9 protein-coding genes and 2 rRNA genes are annotated in these 16,576 nt (G+C 41.0%); 6 read left to right on the plus strand and 5 right to left on the minus strand.

The features are described from left to right. Positions 1 to 168: 168 nt before the first annotated feature. The 4 genes from ALLST_RS0101950 to ALLST_RS0101965 all read left to right on the plus strand — a co-directional run bounded on the left by ALLST_RS0101950 (position 169) and on the right by ALLST_RS0101965 (position 4,743). Positions 169 to 831 (plus strand): hypothetical protein, encoded by a 663-nt coding sequence (locus ALLST_RS0101950; protein WP_019892322.1) that lies wholly within the window; start codon positions 169 to 171, stop codon positions 829 to 831. A gap of 647 nt (positions 832 to 1,478) precedes the next feature. Next, positions 1,479 to 1,664, plus strand: a complete 186-nt coding sequence (locus ALLST_RS0101955; protein ID WP_019892323.1) for a hypothetical protein — start codon at positions 1,479 to 1,481, stop codon at positions 1,662 to 1,664. Positions 1,665 to 2,425: 761 nt separating this feature from the next. After that, complete coding sequence (locus ALLST_RS0101960) at positions 2,426 to 3,142, plus strand: ABC transporter ATP-binding protein (RefSeq protein ID WP_019892325.1); 717 nt, start codon at positions 2,426 to 2,428, stop codon at positions 3,140 to 3,142. Beyond that, positions 3,139 to 4,743: a hypothetical protein gene (locus ALLST_RS0101965; RefSeq protein WP_019892327.1), complete on the plus strand. Its 1,605-nt coding sequence runs from the start codon at positions 3,139 to 3,141 to the stop codon at positions 4,741 to 4,743. Before ALLST_RS0101960 ends, ALLST_RS0101965 begins: the two co-directional genes overlap by 4 nt. Positions 4,744 to 4,791: 48 nt before the next feature. Here ALLST_RS0101965 and ALLST_RS11645 read toward each other — a convergent pair whose 3' ends face one another. The 5 genes from ALLST_RS11645 to ALLST_RS0101990 form a co-directional block, all read right to left on the minus strand. Beyond that, on the minus strand, positions 4,792 to 5,796 hold the full coding sequence (locus ALLST_RS11645) for an ArdC-like ssDNA-binding domain-containing protein (RefSeq protein WP_019892329.1): 1,005 nt from the start codon (positions 5,794 to 5,796) through the stop codon (positions 4,792 to 4,794). Between the two features lie 129 nt (positions 5,797 to 5,925). Continuing rightward, positions 5,926 to 7,812: an ABC transporter ATP-binding protein gene (locus ALLST_RS0101975; RefSeq protein ID WP_019892331.1), complete on the minus strand. Its 1,887-nt coding sequence runs from the start codon at positions 7,810 to 7,812 to the stop codon at positions 5,926 to 5,928. After that, positions 7,799 to 9,541: an ABC transporter ATP-binding protein gene (locus ALLST_RS0101980; RefSeq protein WP_019892334.1), complete on the minus strand. Its 1,743-nt coding sequence runs from the start codon at positions 9,539 to 9,541 to the stop codon at positions 7,799 to 7,801. Before ALLST_RS0101980 ends, ALLST_RS0101975 begins: the two co-directional genes overlap by 14 nt. Then, positions 9,513 to 10,004, minus strand: a complete 492-nt coding sequence (locus ALLST_RS10920) for a MarR family winged helix-turn-helix transcriptional regulator (RefSeq protein ID WP_019892336.1) — start codon at positions 10,002 to 10,004, stop codon at positions 9,513 to 9,515. Before ALLST_RS10920 ends, ALLST_RS0101980 begins: the two co-directional genes overlap by 29 nt. A gap of 412 nt (positions 10,005 to 10,416) precedes the next feature. Then, a complete protein-coding gene (locus tag ALLST_RS0101990) occupies positions 10,417 to 11,181 on the minus strand; it encodes a 4Fe-4S binding protein (protein WP_019892338.1) in 765 nt (254 codons plus the stop codon). A 665-nt stretch (positions 11,182 to 11,846) separates the two neighbouring features. On the opposite strand from ALLST_RS0101990, the gene ALLST_RS09775 reads away from it, so the two are divergent. Beyond that, positions 11,847 to 13,373 (plus strand): 16S ribosomal RNA (locus ALLST_RS09775). Between the two features lie 265 nt (positions 13,374 to 13,638). Next, positions 13,639 to 16,509: ribosomal RNA gene (locus tag ALLST_RS0102000) — 23S ribosomal RNA — on the plus strand. The 16S and 23S rRNA genes sit together here, the layout of an rRNA operon. Positions 16,510 to 16,576: the final 67 nt, after the last annotated feature.

Below are 16,576 nucleotides of genomic sequence, written 5' to 3' on the forward strand. Positions count from 1 at the left end.
AGAAAAAAGGCTAAAGATAAAGACAATTCTAAACATGGCAAAACAACGTCAGGCAAGTCTAGTACTTGTCTATATTGGATAAACAAGATAAAATACAATTTCAGAAACGATAAAAAAAGAACCGAAAAGGTTAAAATAAATGTGCAAGAATATGGAGGTTATCTGCATATGCCAGAAAAACGAACGAATCGAAAAGTGAGCAAGCCAAAAAAACAAAAAGTAAAACAAGGACATAAGTTAGTTTGGTTAACTTTAATCATTTTAATTATTCCAGTTGTAGTTGTTGGTTATGTTTTGTTGACGAGTGCAAGCGAAAGTGATCAACCAGTTGTGGGTAACCGATTTGATCCTCAAGATTTAAATCCTAAAATTCAAGAAACAGAGATCAACAGTATTCAAGGAGAATTGATGAGTATTGGTGGCATGGAAACAGCTACAGTGACGTTGAAATCGGCAACACTGCGTATCCATTTAAATATGGTCGATAGTGCCGACAATGCCACATTACAAGCGGCAGCGGATCAAGCTTATCAAATTGTGAGCAACCATTTACCAATCGAAACTTACTTTACCAATACGGCTGAAGGTAAAAACTATGATTTAGAAATCGACTCCTATAACTATTTAGTCGATGATACACATCCTCAAGAAGGTTGGCGTTTTATTAAAGTGTCTAAAAGTGGTGCTGGTCAAAAAGTGACAGATATCATCACAGAACCTAGAAATGCGGAATTAGCACAACAAGTTCGCACATCAACCCCACAAGCCACTACAGACACGCCACCGGCTGAAGAAGCTCAAGAACCACTTCCAGAAGAAGTAGTTGAATAAATAAACAAACATAGATGACTCCTCGATAAATAGGTGGTCATCTTTTTTTATCCATAAAAATCAGCGCGTCAATTCTTACCCTTGGTAAAATGAGATATGGATTAGAACGAAATGCAGCTTGTTGCACATCGGTGATAAACACCTATTATCGCGAATTTTTTTAAAGAATTTGTCATGAACAGTATTTCACCGAATGAAATTCGAAAAAGACAATACGAATAAGTGTCCATAAAACGAGAATATTTTAATTCGTTCTCCAATATCATGGCTATGACGAATTAAGGGACCAGAGATTGGGTTCTTATTAAAAGGTGTGTCTAGTTTTAGTTTATAATTTCACGCCTAAAAATTCTAAATAGAGATTATATTTTTGGACGTCGCTAAAGAAATTTCTTTAAGAAAAAATGAAATCAGTGTCAAAAAGCTTCAGAAGGATCCAGAACTTTGAAAATCAATTGTTACAAGAATCAAAAGGAAACGGAAATTTTGAATATATCTAATAGATATAACTGGTAATGATTTTGGATTAATTGATTGAAAATGTTGTAGAACCATAAATGTAAGATTATATTGAAATTGAAAATATATTGAGAAAACATATTAAACTCAGTGAAAGTTTTTACAAATAAATAGAGGAAAGGAGGAAAATGAAAAAACTAATTCGAATCGTTTTGACCATCACAATGATTGCACAATACAGATGGTATCGCAGATATGTTTATCGAACAGCGATTGGTGCGGACGTCAAAGATACTGCTGTCAATCAAAAAATAATTATCGGTGTTCCTAATTCCCCTGAGAATCCACTAGCTTGTCGAGCGTATGGATTCTAGATATACCAAAATAAGAATCGGCATTTTTGTTATTTCTGTTTTGATTGTCATTGGTGCTTATTTATTAATAAAATTAAGGCCAGATGTAATTTCAGAACAAACCTTTAGACTGATTCTTTATATAACTGTGATAGCTAGTTGTTTTTCTCAATATTATCTTTATAAAAAAATAAAAAGAAGTGAATAAATATTTTAAGATCTAGATATTTGTAGAAACAATGGAATAGTGATAAAAACTTGGACGAGGCAGTAACTTAAGGAAATTTACCTTAAGTTACTGCCTTTTGAGGTTGTGTCGGACATAGCACATATCTTGTTGGTGAAAATCTGATCACGGGCATTTGTCGCGAAGTGTAGCAAAGTATAAGCTGAAAGCCGTAAGGCAGGAGTGAGGGAAGTGATGTAGTAAAACTGACGTGCCTGCGAACAGAAACCTGATATAAGGTTAAATGGCGGGTAAGGTTGTCAAGCAAACCAAAGTTCAAAATCTAAAGGGAGTCCCATACTTTGTGCTTAAAAAATAGATCGTAGAAAAATAAGTAATGTTCTTCGAGATTTTTAGTAGGATAAATTAAACAATTTAACTGTGTTATATATTCTCATATGATAGTTATAATCAACTGAAAATAGATAAGTTTCGAAAAGAACACGGAATGAATAGATTACATTGTTGTAAGATTGAAATGTAAAAAATACCAAATTGAATGGCTAAGGCATAAACTGAAGACAGAAGTAAAACGTCCCGACAAGGAGGATCATTTATGATTGAATTAAAAAATGTGACGAAGCGTTTTGGAGATAAAGTTGCTGTTCAAGAAATGAATCTAGAAATTCCTTCTGGATCCATCACCGGCTTTATTGGCCCAAATGGGGCAGGGAAAACGACAACCATTAACATGATGACGGGAGTCCTTAGACCGGATAGTGGCCAAATTTTATTAAACGGCATCGATTTAGAAAAAAATCCTTTAGAAGCCAAAAAACAATTTGTGGTTGTTCCTGATTCACCAGATCTCTTTTTGCGTTTAACAGGACGTGAATATTGCGAACTGATGTCCAAGGTTTATGAAGTAGATCCAACTGTGGCTCAAGAGCGGATTCAACAACTTGTAGAAGAGTTTGATTTGGTTAGTGCTTTTGATGATCAGATTAATAGTTATTCGCATGGGATGCGTCAAAAAGTCATTGTCATTGGTGCGCTAGTCGCCCAACCGGATATTTGGTTTTTAGATGAACCGATGACAGGTTTGGATCCAAATGCGAGTTATCTTTTAAAAGAAAGAATGCGCAAGCAAGCGCAAATGGGAAAAACTGTATTTTTCTCCACTCACGTCTTGGAAGTAGCCGAAAAACTTTGTGACAAAATCGTATTGATCAACAAAGGGCAAATTATTTATGAAGGTTCTTTAGAAGAGTTAAAGGATCGTCATGAAGGTCTTTCTTTAGAAGAAATCTTCTTACAGGAGATTAACAAATGAACAGGACATTATTGCTTTTTTCAATGATGAAGAAAAATACGCGGATGTTGCAACAAGGCAAACATCCAACATTGAGAAAAGTTGGGATGATATTTTTGATGATCTATGTCGCTGCTGTATATGGCGGATTAGCCATTATGCAGTTTACGACACTGCTGAGTGCGGGGCTTATCGAGTTGGCGATTTCTGCTGCATTTGCGACGTTAGTCGTATTCGTGGCTTTTCTTGTTGTGATGATGATCCCGACGATTTTCTATTTTTCGAATGATTTGAAAGTCTATTTGGCCATGCCATTTACACCAAATCAAATCATTGGGGCAAAAACAATGATCGTTGCGTATGGAATGACTCCAGTCATCGCCCTGGTGGCGGCTTGTTTTATCATCTCGGGAGTGATCAGCAATACACTTGGCATTGCCCAATATATATTGATGACATTGAGTCTCTTTGCGGTTGGATATGCCGCAATTGTTGCCGTTGGTGTGATCGAGATTATATTGATGCGCTTTATGCCTTTTTTTCGAGATAAAGATCGCTTTATGCTCATCGTGGGTGGTGTGGTCTCTATTGGTGTTGTCGTTTTGATGCTTGCTATTAATCGGATGGACTTTGATGATATGACGCAGTTTAGCAGTCTGCATATTCCTCTCGAGTTTTTTCCACCAGCATGGGCGAGTTATCACTTAGTTGTCCATCCAAGTTTGTGGAATGCGCTTTTGGTGATTGTCAGCTTTGCAATATGTTTTGGATTATTCTGGTTGTGCGCAAAAACGCTTTATTTAGATATAGCGCAAAATGCTGCTATCCATGTTGCTAAAAAGAAAAAAGCAAAGACAACAGGAGCGTCAAATGCATCAACTTTATCGGTATTGATCAAGACGGAATTTAAAAACTTACTTCGTTCGCCGACTTATTTGATGAATAATGTGCTCAGCGGTTTTTTAGTACCGATTATTATGATGGTCAGTTTTTATGTTTCCTTCACGAAAGCAAGTGATTCTGCGATCAATATTTCAGAACTCTTACCACTGGTACTTGATAGTATTCAAATTGGTGAATTTTGGTTTGCGGCCTTGATTGGTATTTGTTGCGCATGGGTATTTACCAGTTTTAATATGATTGCGGCAACTGCAATTAGCCGTCAAGGACGAAATCGTTTACGCTGGATGTTATCGGCGCCAACGCCATTAACGATGCATCTTAAAGCCTATGTTTATGTGGGAACAATCTTTACGCTGATTAATACCGCTGTCTTTGTTGTCCCATTATTTATCTGGCTCAAGGTGAGTTGGGTCATGTGGTTAGGGTTAATTGTTGGTTTCGTTCCTTCTGTAGTTTTTGAAAACGTATTAAATTTGATGGTGGATTGCTATCATCCGTCGTTAGATTGGATGGATGAAAACGAAGCGATCAAAAAGAATACGAACTCTTTGATTGGGATGTTCTTTATGGCCGTGCAGATGGTCATTGTCATTGTCCCTATTGTTTTGAATATCACACCTAAAATGATGGTGATGATCGCTTTAGGCGTAATGGTCATTGGCTGTTTCTTTATTCGCCCAATTTTAAACCATCTTTCCAAACGAATGATGGATATGTAATAAAAAAGATCGCTACGGCGATCTTTTTTTTGTGAAAAATGAAAGAGATTAAGAACGAATTGTTGGAATTGTTGAAGAGGGAATAAGGGGAGGAATGAGTGAATCGAGCAAGCTTTCTTGTGTCTGAATAACATTTTGGGTATGTTGTTGATTTTGACTTGTTTCAACTCGATCTTGGATAGATGCTTCTGTATTGGCTAAGTCATCTAATAATTGAATCATCGTTAAAGAAATATTGGTGATTCTTTTAAGTGATTGCACGAGAAACGATTCTTTTTTCTTCCATAAAGCAATGTAGGGAAATGAGTATTCAGAACAATCAATGCCCATACGTGAACATACGATATAACTTACTGATTCTGCTTCCATTTCCCGAATGGATTGCTTGCTAGCAAGCAGTTTTTCAAAATCATTAGTTGGCGTATGTAAACGTAGTTTTTCATGTAAAAAGACATGGGCACATTCATGTATCATCGTCTTAAAAGCTTGACGGGAATCACACGTATCGTGAATATAAATTGTTTTGGATTCATACGAACATTTGCCAGTTGCTCCTGCTTCTAGCTTTGCGGGTTGTATTCGATAACCTAAGGCAGTTTCTAAACGGTTTTTAGCTTCATCAAAAATATCGCATTCGCCATGTAAAGTTTTCGGTTCCATGATCTTAGGTAAAGGACGCCCTTCTGTTTGCGAGATGTCAAAAACACAAACCCGACGAAAGCCAACCGTTGTTTCTTTTGTGGCAAGTTGGGTCACTTCATCGATGACTGTTTGTGTTTGGGTGATTGGCGCAAGAATTTTAATTCCTTTTTCGCCTTTTTTGACATGCCGTCCAAATGATTTCCATGTAGCATAGCCAGCGACAAAAGTGGCTTGGGGAAATTGTTTAAAGATCAATAATAAATTGTGGACCGAATACGTTGGAAAGTGCGTCGCAACTTTTAAATAGTCACGATATTGTTTGGATGAAGTGAGCGCGTCGACATTTAGAATGAGCTCTTGAAGGAGATCTTCGACATTTGATTTTTCTAATGATGGATAAGTACTCGACATAGTAATACCTCCTATTTAGTTGTGGTATGAAATGCGCGCTTTGTTTTTGAAAACCTAGAGAAGTGCAAGACAAACATAAAAAAAGCGCTCTATCTCATTGTGAATAGAGCGCAAAAACTAGACGCAAGATTAATCGATTTCTAGAGCACCAGTATAAAGCTGGTAGTAAATGCCTTTTTTTTCAATTAAGGAATCGTGGTTGCCACGTTCGATGATTCGACCTTGATCTAAAACCATAATCGCATCGGAGTTCATAATCGTGGATAAACGGTGGGCGATGACAAAGACAGTACGACCTTTCATCAGTTCATCCATTCCTTCTTGAACGAGTCGTTCAGTACGCGTATCGATACTTGATGTAGCTTCATCGAGAATCAATACTGGTGGATTGGCCACGGCAGCCCGGGCAATAGCGAGTAACTGACGCTGACCTTGAGATAAAGATTCACCATTGGCATGGATATAAGTGTTATAGCCATTTTCGAGATGGTTGATGAAGCTGTCGGCACGAGCAAGTTTTGCGGCTGCGATACATTCTTCATCAGTCGCATCAAGTTTTCCAAAACGGATGTTATCCATAATCGTTCCAGAGAACAATTGCGTATCTTGTAAAACGACACCTAAAGAACGACGTAAGTCAGGTTTTTCGATCAGTTCAATATTGATGCCATCATAAGTGATCGTTCCTTTTTGAATGTCATAGAAACGATTGACCAAATTGGTAATTGTTGTTTTTCCAGCACCAGTTGCCCCAACTAAAGCTACTTTTTGTCCAGCATGTGCATAGAGGTTAATGTCATGCAAAACCGTTTTGTCTTCATTATAACCAAATGTAACATCGTCAAAGATGACATCCCCTTTTAAAGGAACAAGTTCATAACCATTGTTAGAACGTGGGTGTTTCCAGCACCAATGGCCAGTATAATCTTTTGTTTCTACCCATTGATCATTTTCGAGTTTAGTGCGAACTAAGGTTACGATGCCAGAATCACTTTCAGATGGTTCATCGAGAATTTCGAAAATACGAGCAGCACCAGCTTGGGACATAATTACCGCATTGAGTTGTTGAGAGATTTGTGTGATTGGGTTGTTGAATGCTTTGTTTAACGATAACATTGCGGCAATTGTTCCGACTGTCATATTAAACATGCCATGAATCGCAAAGTAACTACCGACGATCGCACATACAACATAAGAGACATAGCCAAAGTTCATGCAGATTGGCATTAAGATATTGGCAAATGTATTTGCTTTTGTGCTTGCTTGGCAAAGTGTATCGTTGATTTTGTCAAAATCTTCTTGCACTTGTTGTTCATGGGAGAAGACTTTGATTACACGAGAACCTTCGATCATTTCTTCAATATATCCATTGACATGACCCAGTTCCCTTTGTTGTTGACGGAAATATTTTCCGGATTTGTGCGTGATCTTTTTCGCGATAAATAACATCAGGATTGAGAAAGATAATGTGATTAACGCTAAGATCCAAGATAACGAGAACATGGAAATGATAACCATAATAATCGTAATTAAAGAGGAGAATACTTGTGGTATCGACGAAGAAATAGTTTGTCGTAATGTATCTGTATCGTTGGTATAGACGGACATAATGTCCCCGTGAGGATGAGTGTCAAAGTATTTGATGGGTAATGTTTGCATGTGAGCGAACAATCTTTCACGGACATTGTTTAATGTGCCTAAACTAATTTTGACAGTCAATCTGTTGAGAACATAAGAAGCAACAACGCCAATGGCGTAGATGACGATCATTTGGATGATCGCTGATAATAACGGGGAAAAATCTTTGGAGCTTGTTGCAAGCATTGGTGTGATGTAATCATCGATTAAACGTTGTTGGAAGGCATTTCCATAAACGTTCGCGAATGAGTTGACACAGACCAAAATGGCGATGATGATAATTAACCATTTATAATCATTCCAAACCATTTTGAATACGCGCTTTAGGCCGTTTGGGTTCAATTTTGCTTTTTTGTTTGAAGTATTAGGCGTTGGCATCTGTGTCATCTCCTTTCTGTTGTGCTTGCCAAGTTGTGCGATAAATTTCGTTGGACTTGAGCAATTCTTCATGAGTACCCATTGCATTGAAGTGACCGTTATCTAAAACTAAGATTTGATCGGCATCCTGCAAGGAGCTAATTCGTTGGGAAATAATAATTTTTGTTGTATCTGGAATTTTTGTACGGAATGCTTCGCGGATGAGAAAGTCAGTTTTTGTATCAACTGCGGAAGTGGAGTCATCCAAAATTAAGATTTTTGGCTTTTTCAGCAGTGCACGAGCAATACAAAGCCGTTGTCTTTGACCACCGGAAACGTTAGTGCCGCCTTGTTCAATATAAGTGTCGTATTGGTCTGGCATACGTTGGATGAATTCATCTGCTTGCGCAAGACGACAAGCTTCCATGATTTCTTCATCGGTTGCATGTTCGTCACCCCAACGCATGTTTTCTTTGATTGTTCCGGAGAACAATACGTTTTTCTGTAAAACCATGGCAACAGAATCGCGCAGTGTTTTTAAATCATATTCTTTAACATTGACACCACCAACACGAACTTCACCACTTGTAACGTCATAAAGACGAGGAATTAAGCTAACGAGTGAAGTTTTTGAGGAACCAGTTCCCCCTAAAATACCTAAAGTTGAACCAGTTGGAATCGAGAAATCAATGTCCCGTAAAACGTAGTGACCATCCACTTGTGGCGTGTAATTGAAATAAACATGATCAAACTCGATCGAGCCATCTTTAACTGTTGTTTGACCATTTTCAGGGGATTCAAGATAGGAAACTTGATTGATGACTTCGGCAATACGATTAGCACTTGCTGTAGACATGGTTAACATGACTAAAATCATGGAGAACATCATTAAAGACATTAATAAGTTCATCACATAGGAGAACAACGAGAATAAATAACCAACTTCCATTGTTCCATCAACGATGTAATGAGCACCGAACCATGAGATTAACAACATACAGGAATAGACTGCAATTTGAACAAATGGTTGGTTGAGAATCATCAATAATTCAGCCTTACGGTTGACGTCGTAAATGTCTTGGGAACGTTTGTTGAAGCGTTCGATGACATAGTCTTCACGAACAAATGATTTAATTGGACGAATACCGGAAATGTTTTCTTGGATTTCTTCGTTTAAGTTGTCATACATCTTGAACATTTTTTTGAAAACTGGGCCAGCTTTTTTAATTAACACACCAATAGATAAAGCAAGGCAAACAAGGACGACGAGTAACCAGCAAGCAATTTTCCAGTTCAAATAGAAAACCATGCATAATGCCATGATAAAGTTCAAAGGAGAGCGGACCGCAATACGGATCAGCATTTGGAACGAGTTTTGAACGTTATTAACATCTGTCGTTAAACGGGTAATTAAACCACCTGTGGAATACTCATCAATATTCATAAACGAAAAGTTTTGAATATTTTTAAATTCAGCAGCGCGTAGGTTTTTACCAAAACCGGCTGCGGCAATTGCGGCATATCGGCCGGACATCGCACCACAAAATAAAGCAAGAATTGCGATGATTAACATTAATGATCCATATCGAATGACGATATCGATATTACTGGGCGTGATTCCTTCATCGACCATTTTGGACATAAAGAATGGAATCAAAATATCTAAGAAAACTTCTAAGCTGACGAAGACGGGGGTAAGAATTGTCTCTTTTTTATACCCTTTAATCTGTTTGGCTAGAGTGGAAATCACAATCTAAAACCTCCTTTTCAAGTAAGTTATTGACGATGGTCTGTAAAAACATCGTTCCAGATTCAATTTCTTCATGGCTTAAGCCTTTTAACATCGCTTCTTCAGCGTTATCAATAATTACGCGAACATTTTCGAGTTGCTCAATTCCTAACTGAGTGAGTTCGATGTTATGAATACGACGATCATTCTTAGAAACAACTCGCTGAATAAGATTTTTGGCTTCTAACCGATCGAGCAATGAAGAAATAGTGGGATTAGATACTTTGAAATGTGCTTGTAAATCTTTTTGAATAATTTCTCGATTTTTTAGGCGATTGGATTGTAAGAAAACGAGGACATCAAATTGTGTTTTAGTTAAATCTTCAGCACGTAATTGATTGTCGATTTTAGTTCTGATGATGTGCTGTAAAGATCCAATAAGGAAACTAACATGTGGTTTATTTTGTTGAGCTGATAAATCCATAAGCTCTCCTTTCTATTTCAATGTTTAACATCGATTAATATGAATCTCGAAATGAAAGACGAGAACATAAATAATGGATGAAAAGGTTGAATGAGATCCTATTTTCTTTTACAGAAATTCACGACATGATGAAATGATAGGAAAGACTTATAAAGAAAAAATGCCGCGATATTCATTTATGAATAGGCGGAATAAGGATCGAATAAGCTAGAAAAAGAATGCTTTTTATACATATCACTCTATATAATAGCTTGCTACATATTAAGTTTTAGGGAAGAAAATGTCAACGCGCTTGCTCATGGAAATCAGTAAAAAAATGGGGTTAAAAACCATACAAAAAAAGAGGTAATAAGTATATACTTTTACCTCTTAAATGGATATTAAATTGATCTAATGAATTGATATTTTATCTTTATAGGAATAATTCGTTTTCCTTCCGAGAAGAAATTACACCTTTGACTCTTTCAATGAGTTGAGCAAGTTGTTCAGGGTTGATTGAACGTGCTTGAACAGGACATTTGACAACGCATCGCATGCAGGAAATGCAATGATGTGGATCGGTTTGATTGGGTCTTGTAGGATCGATAGCTTGAACAGGACAAAGGCTAGCACATTGTCCACATTGCAGGCAGGCATCGCTTGTAATTGGAAGCATTCCACCGCCTGCTTGTTTATAAGGACGGTTTCCAGGAAGGAACTCGATCGATAAATCTGAGATCTTAGAGTCTAGCTTTGCTTGAATTTGATGCACAAAATTTTGGAGATCTTCTTCATCGTTTTTGTCAGGACGAGTGGTCGCAAACTGAGTCATAATCGAGTGTTTAGCCACTGAAGCAATCGCACCGATGACATTCAACTGACATTGATTTGCCAGATCAAATAATTCTATAAGCGTATCGTCATAGGCGCGATTACCATAAACACAAACTAAAACACAATGGGCATGATGACCTTGAATTTGTACAATCCGTTTTGCGGCTAAAGCAGGAACACGTCCGGCATAGCAAGGAACGGCAAGAATAACAAGATCATCGCTATCAATATGGAAGGTCGAAAAATCTAGTGTTGGATTAGTTAAATCAATTGTTGCGAAAGGAACATTCCAAGCGTTGCTTAAAATATCAACGACTTTTTGTGTTCCACCCGTAGGGCTAAATACGATTTGAGTCATATGCATATTCTTTCTCCAATCTATTGTGATCTTTATTATATGGCCTTCATGGATGATTATTGCTAAATAAATGAGAATGGGTGTTATTGATTATTGAATACAACTTAGAAAGATGTCATATCAGAGAAAAGATCATAGAGAAAGTATAAATCGTTTATTTTTTTAAAAGAGGGATCCACAAATAAAGAAAAAGATAAAAATCAACAAAAAAATAAAGATCAAAACGAAGAATTAATAACTCTTTATGAGAAGTATATAATTCAGTATGAATAAAATCTGAAAAAAATAATCCGAAAAAACACGATAGGTAAAGCAAGCACTAATAAAAGTGAATTTTTTTTAAAAATAGGCTTGCAAAGAGATGGGATATGTGGTTGAATAGTCGAGCACTCACCGAGCGGCAAGCAAGTGAGGGCCCGACAAAGACTTGGAAAACAACACGAAATAAAGAAATTCAAATTTCGAGTTGACAATCCAAATCTCAAGCGGTATAGTAAACAAGCTTTTTGACCGGGTAGCCGGTTGAAAACAGATGGCTCTTTGAAAACTCAATGACAGACAATTCAAATTCGATAAAAATTATACAACGTCGATTCTGAACAAAAACACTTAATATACTTCAATATATCATTTCACGAAATAAATAAACGCAAATGCGTTTGAGTCAATATCAAATGGAGAGTTTGATCCTGGCTCAGGATGAACGCTGGCGGCATGCCTAATACATGCAAGTCGAACGAGCTACTTCGGTAGCTAGTGGCGAACGGGTGAGTAACACGTAGATAACCTGCCCATACCCGGGGGATACGCTTTGGAAACGAAGTCTAAAACCCCATAGGAAGATTTAAGGCATCTTAAATTTTTGAAATAAGCTTTGGCTTAGGGGATGGATGGATCTGCGGTGCATTAGCTAGTTGGTGAGGTAACAGCTCACCAAGGCGATGATGCATAGCCGGCCTGAGAGGGCGATCGGCCACACTGGGACTGAGACACGGCCCAGACTCCTACGGGAGGCAGCAGTAGGGAATTTTCGTCAATGGGCGCAAGCCTGAACGAGCAATGCCGCGTGGGTGAAGAAGGTCTTCGGATCGTAAAGCTCTGTTGCGAGGGAAAAAGGAAGAGAAGAGGGAATGATTCTCTTTTGATGGTACCTCGCCAGAAAGTCACGGCTAACTACGTGCCAGCAGCCGCGGTAATACGTAGGTGGCGAGCGTTATCCGGAATGATTGGGCGTAAAGGGTGCGCAGGCGGCATATCAAGTCTGAAGTGAAAGGTACGGGCTCAACCTGTACAGGCTTTGGAAACTGGTATGCTCGAGGACAGGAGAGGGCGGTGGAACTCCACGTGTAGCGGTAAAATGCGTAGAGATGTGGAAGAACACCAGTGGCGAAGGCGGCCGCCTGGCCTGTAACTGACGCTCAGGCACGAAAGCGTGGGGAGCAAATAGGATTAGATACCCTAGTAGTCCACGCCCTAAACGATGAGGAGCAGGTGTCGGGGGTAGTACCTCGGTGCCGAAGCTAACGCAATGACTCCTCCGCCTGGGGAGTATGCACGCAAGTGTGAAACTCAAAGGAATTGACGGGGGCCCGCACAAGCGGTGGAGTATGTGGTTTAATTCGAAGCAACGCGAAGAACCTTACCAGGCCTTGACATCCCGAGCAAAGACATAGAGATATGTTAGAGGTTATCTCGGTGACAGGTGGTGCATGGTTGTCGTCAGCTCGTGTCGTGAGATGTTCAGTTAAGTCTGGCAACGAGCGCAACCCTCGTGATGTGTTACTACCATTCAGTTGAGGACTCACATCAGACTGCCGGTGACAAACCGGAGGAAGGCGGGGATGACGTCAAATCATCATGCCCCTTATGGCCTGGGCTACACACGTACTACAATGGCATCTACAGACGGAAGCGAACCTGTGAAGGCAAGCCAATCCGAGAAAAGATGTCCCAGTTCGGATTGAAGTCTGCAACTCGACTTCATGAAGTTGGAATCGCTAGTAATCGCGGATCAGCATGCCGCGGTGAATACGTTCCCGGGCCTTGTACACACCGCCCGTCAAACCATGGAAGCCGGTAACGCCCGAAGCCGATGGCATAACCCGTAAGGGAGTGAATCGTCGAAGGCGGGACCGATGACTGGGGTTAAGTCGTAACAAGGTATCCCTACGGGAACGTGGGGATGGATCACCTCCTTTCTAAGGAGAAAGTACAAGGGAAGAGTTAAGTGAGTTTGTCATTGAGTTTTGGAAGAGTGATCTTCCAAGGTGAGAGAGGGAGACCTTGATCATCAACCATCGATCTTTGAAAAACGAATGATCAGTATAAGACATAACAGAAGGTCTGACGTAAGTTGTAGAAAACATTACGAAGGTAATCAGAAAAGATAAACCAAGTCAGAAAAACAGTAAACAGTTCTTATAGTGTAAAAAACAATCTCGAAACAAGCATATTTTGAAATTAGATCAAGCAAGGAAGGGCGTACGGAGGATGCCTTGCCACTCTTGAATGAAGAAGGACGTATTAGACTGCGAAAAGTCATGGGGAGCTGTCAAAAAAGCGCCGATCCATGAATATCCGAATGGGGGAACCCGGCTGGAGTCAAGTCCAGTCATCCATACTTGTATGGAGAACAACCCGGTGAACTGAAACATCTAAGTAGCTGGAGGAAAAGAAAACAAAAGTGATTTTCCGAGTAGCGGCGAGCGAAAGGGAAAGAGCCCAAACCGTAGAAATACGGGGTTGTAGGAACGCGAGATACAAAAGGTAAGTGAACTAGAATGTGATGGAAAGCACAGACAAAGAGGGTGAAATTCCCGTATAGGTAAGCGAACTGAGTCGTTAGCGTCTCCTGAGTACGACGAGACACGAGAAATCTTGTCGGAAGCAGGCGGGACCATCCGCCAAGGCTAAATAAGTAAGAGTGAGCGATAGTGAAGAAGTACCGTGAGGGAAAGGTGAAAAGAACCGCGCAAGCGGAGTGAAAGAGAACCTGAAACCGTATGCCTACAAGAAGTCAGAGCCCGTCAAAGGGTGATGGCGTGCCTTTTGTAGAATGAACCGGCGAGTTACTTTTGGATGCGAGGTTAAGCAGGAAAATGCGAAGCCGAAGCGAAAGCGAGTCTGAATAGGGCGAATAGAGTAGACAGAAGTAGACCCGAAACCGGGTGATCTAGCCATGGGCAGGTTGAAGCAAAGGTGAAACTTTGTGGAGGACCGAACCGACTACCGTTGAAAAGTTAGCGGATGACCTGTGGCTAGCGGAGAAATTCCAATCGAACTCGGAGATAGCTGGTTCTCCCCGAAATAGCTTTAGGGCTAGCGTTAATGGAAAGCTGGCGGAGGTAGAGCACTGAATTCATGATGGCCCCATCCCGGGGTACTGAATGGAATCAAACTGCGAATGCCGTCAGTCAATAGTTGGCAGTCAGAGCGTGGGTGATAAGGTCCATGCTCAAGAGGGAAACAGCCCAGACCGCCGGCTAAGGCCCCAAAATGATGACTCAGTGGAAAAGGATGTGGAGATGCACGGACAACTAGGAGGTTGGCTTAGAAGCAGCCATCCTTGAAAGAGTGCGTAATAGCTCACTAGTCGAGTGGCTCTGCGCCGAAAATGTACCGGGGCTAAGTCATCTGCCGAAGCCGCGGATTTAATTTGATATTAAGTGGTAGGGGAGCGTTGCATATTCATCGAAGCAGGATCGTGAGAGTCTGTGGAGGATATGGAAGTGAGAATGCCGGTGTGAGTAGCGAGATGCAGGTGGGAATCCTGCACACCGAAAGCCCAAGGATTCCAGGGGAAGGTTCGTCCGCCCTGGGTTAGTCGGGACCTAATGCATAGCCGAGAGGCGAAGCAGATGGAAAACAGGCGAAGATTCCTGTACCCGTGATAAAGGCGATGGAGTGACAAAGACGGGAAGTGTGACCCCCTTAATGGATTGGGGGCGAAGCGAAGCAGTACAGATCTAGGCAAATCCGGATCAAGATGTACAGAGCGTGAACGGTAAACGAAATCTTCGGAAAGTAGTGAAGCACATGGAGCGGCTTTCAAGAAAAGCTTCTAGCGTTAACTTTATTGCGGCCCGTACCAAAACCGACACAGGTGGGCACGTAGAGAATACGAAGGTGAGCGAGAGAACTGTTGCCAAGGAACTCGGCAAAATGGCCCCGTACGTTCGCAAGAAGGGGCGCTCGAGAGAGCCGCAGTGAAAAGGCCCAAGCGACTGTTTAACTAAAACACAGCTCTATGCAAAGCCGTAAGGCGAAGTATATGGGGTGACACCTGCCCGGTGCTGGAAGGTTAAGGGGATCTGTTCGTCGCAAGACAAAGCAGTGGTCCGAAGCCCCAGTGAACGGCGGCCGTAACTATAACGGTCCTAAGGTAGCGAAATTCCTTGTCAGGTAAGTTCTGACCCGCACGAAAGGTGAAACGATTTGGGCGCTGTCTCGGCAGCAGACTCGGTGAAATCTTAGTACCTGTGAAAATGCAGGTTACCCGCAACTAGACGGAAAGACCCCATGGAGCTTTACTGCAGCCTGGTATTGGGTTTTGGATGATCATGTACAGGATAGGCGGGAGGCAAAGAGATAGGAACGCTAGTTTCTAAGGAGCCGCCGTTGGGATACCGCCCTTGATGATTTGAACCCCTAACGTAGACGAAAGTCACAGACAGTGCCAGGTGGGCAGTTTGACTGGGGCGGTCGCCTCCTAAAGAGTAACGGAGGCGCCCAAAGGTGCGTTCAGTCTGGATGGAAACCAGACAAAGAGTGTAAATGCAGAAGCGCGCTTGACTGCGACACCGACAAGTGGAGCAGGGACGAAAGTCGGGATTAGTGATCCGGCGGTGCCGAATGGAAGGGCCGTCGCTCAACGGATAAAAGCTACCCTGGGGATAACAGGCTGATCCCGCCCAAGAGTTCACATCGACGGCGGGGTTTGGCACCTCGATGTCGGCTCATCGCATCCTGGAGCTGGATTCGGTTCCAAGGGTTGGGCTGTCCGCCCATTAAAGCGGTACGCGAGCTGGGTTCAGAACGTCGTGAGACAGTTCGGTCCCTATCTGTTGTGGGCGAAGGAGATCTGAGGGGAGCTGTCCTTAGTACGAGAGGACCGGGATGGACCTACCACTGGTGCATCGGTTGTCATGCCAATGGCATAGCCGGGTAGCTAAGTAGGGAATGGATAAGCGCTGAAAGCATCTAAGTGCGAAACCAACCCCAAGATAAGATCTGCGGTAAATAAGACCCCTTAAAGACGATAAGGTGATAGGCTGGGAATGGAAGTGAAGTGATTCATGGAGTTGACCAGTACTAATCGGTCGAAAGCTTCATCTAAGATTCGAGAGTATAAGAAAAAAGGTAACTGTAACAGTTATGTAAATACTGGTCTTCGTTTTTGAAA

It is taken from the genome of Allobaculum stercoricanis DSM 13633 (assembly GCF_000384195.1).
GTDB lineage: Bacteria > Bacillota_I > Bacilli_A > Erysipelotrichales > Erysipelotrichaceae > Allobaculum > Allobaculum stercoricanis.

Coding starts and splice junctions, on each gene's coding strand:
- ALLST_RS0101950 (WP_019892322.1), top strand. CDS start 169: ATGCCAGAAAAACGAACGAATCGAAAAGTGAGCAAGCCAAAAAAACAA.
- ALLST_RS0101955 (WP_019892323.1), top strand. CDS start 1,479: ATGAAAAAACTAATTCGAATCGTTTTGACCATCACAATGATTGCACAA.
- ALLST_RS0101960 (WP_019892325.1), top strand. CDS start 2,426: ATGATTGAATTAAAAAATGTGACGAAGCGTTTTGGAGATAAAGTTGCT.
- ALLST_RS0101965 (WP_019892327.1), top strand. CDS start 3,139: ATGAACAGGACATTATTGCTTTTTTCAATGATGAAGAAAAATACGCGG.
- ALLST_RS11645 (WP_019892329.1), bottom strand. CDS start 5,796: ATGTCGAGTACTTATCCATCATTAGAAAAATCAAATGTCGAAGATCTC.
- ALLST_RS0101975 (WP_019892331.1), bottom strand. CDS start 7,812: ATGCCAACGCCTAATACTTCAAACAAAAAAGCAAAATTGAACCCAAAC.
- ALLST_RS10920 (WP_019892336.1), bottom strand. CDS start 10,004: ATGGATTTATCAGCTCAACAAAATAAACCACATGTTAGTTTCCTTATT.
- ALLST_RS0101990 (WP_019892338.1), bottom strand. CDS start 11,181: ATGCATATGACTCAAATCGTATTTAGCCCTACGGGTGGAACACAAAAA.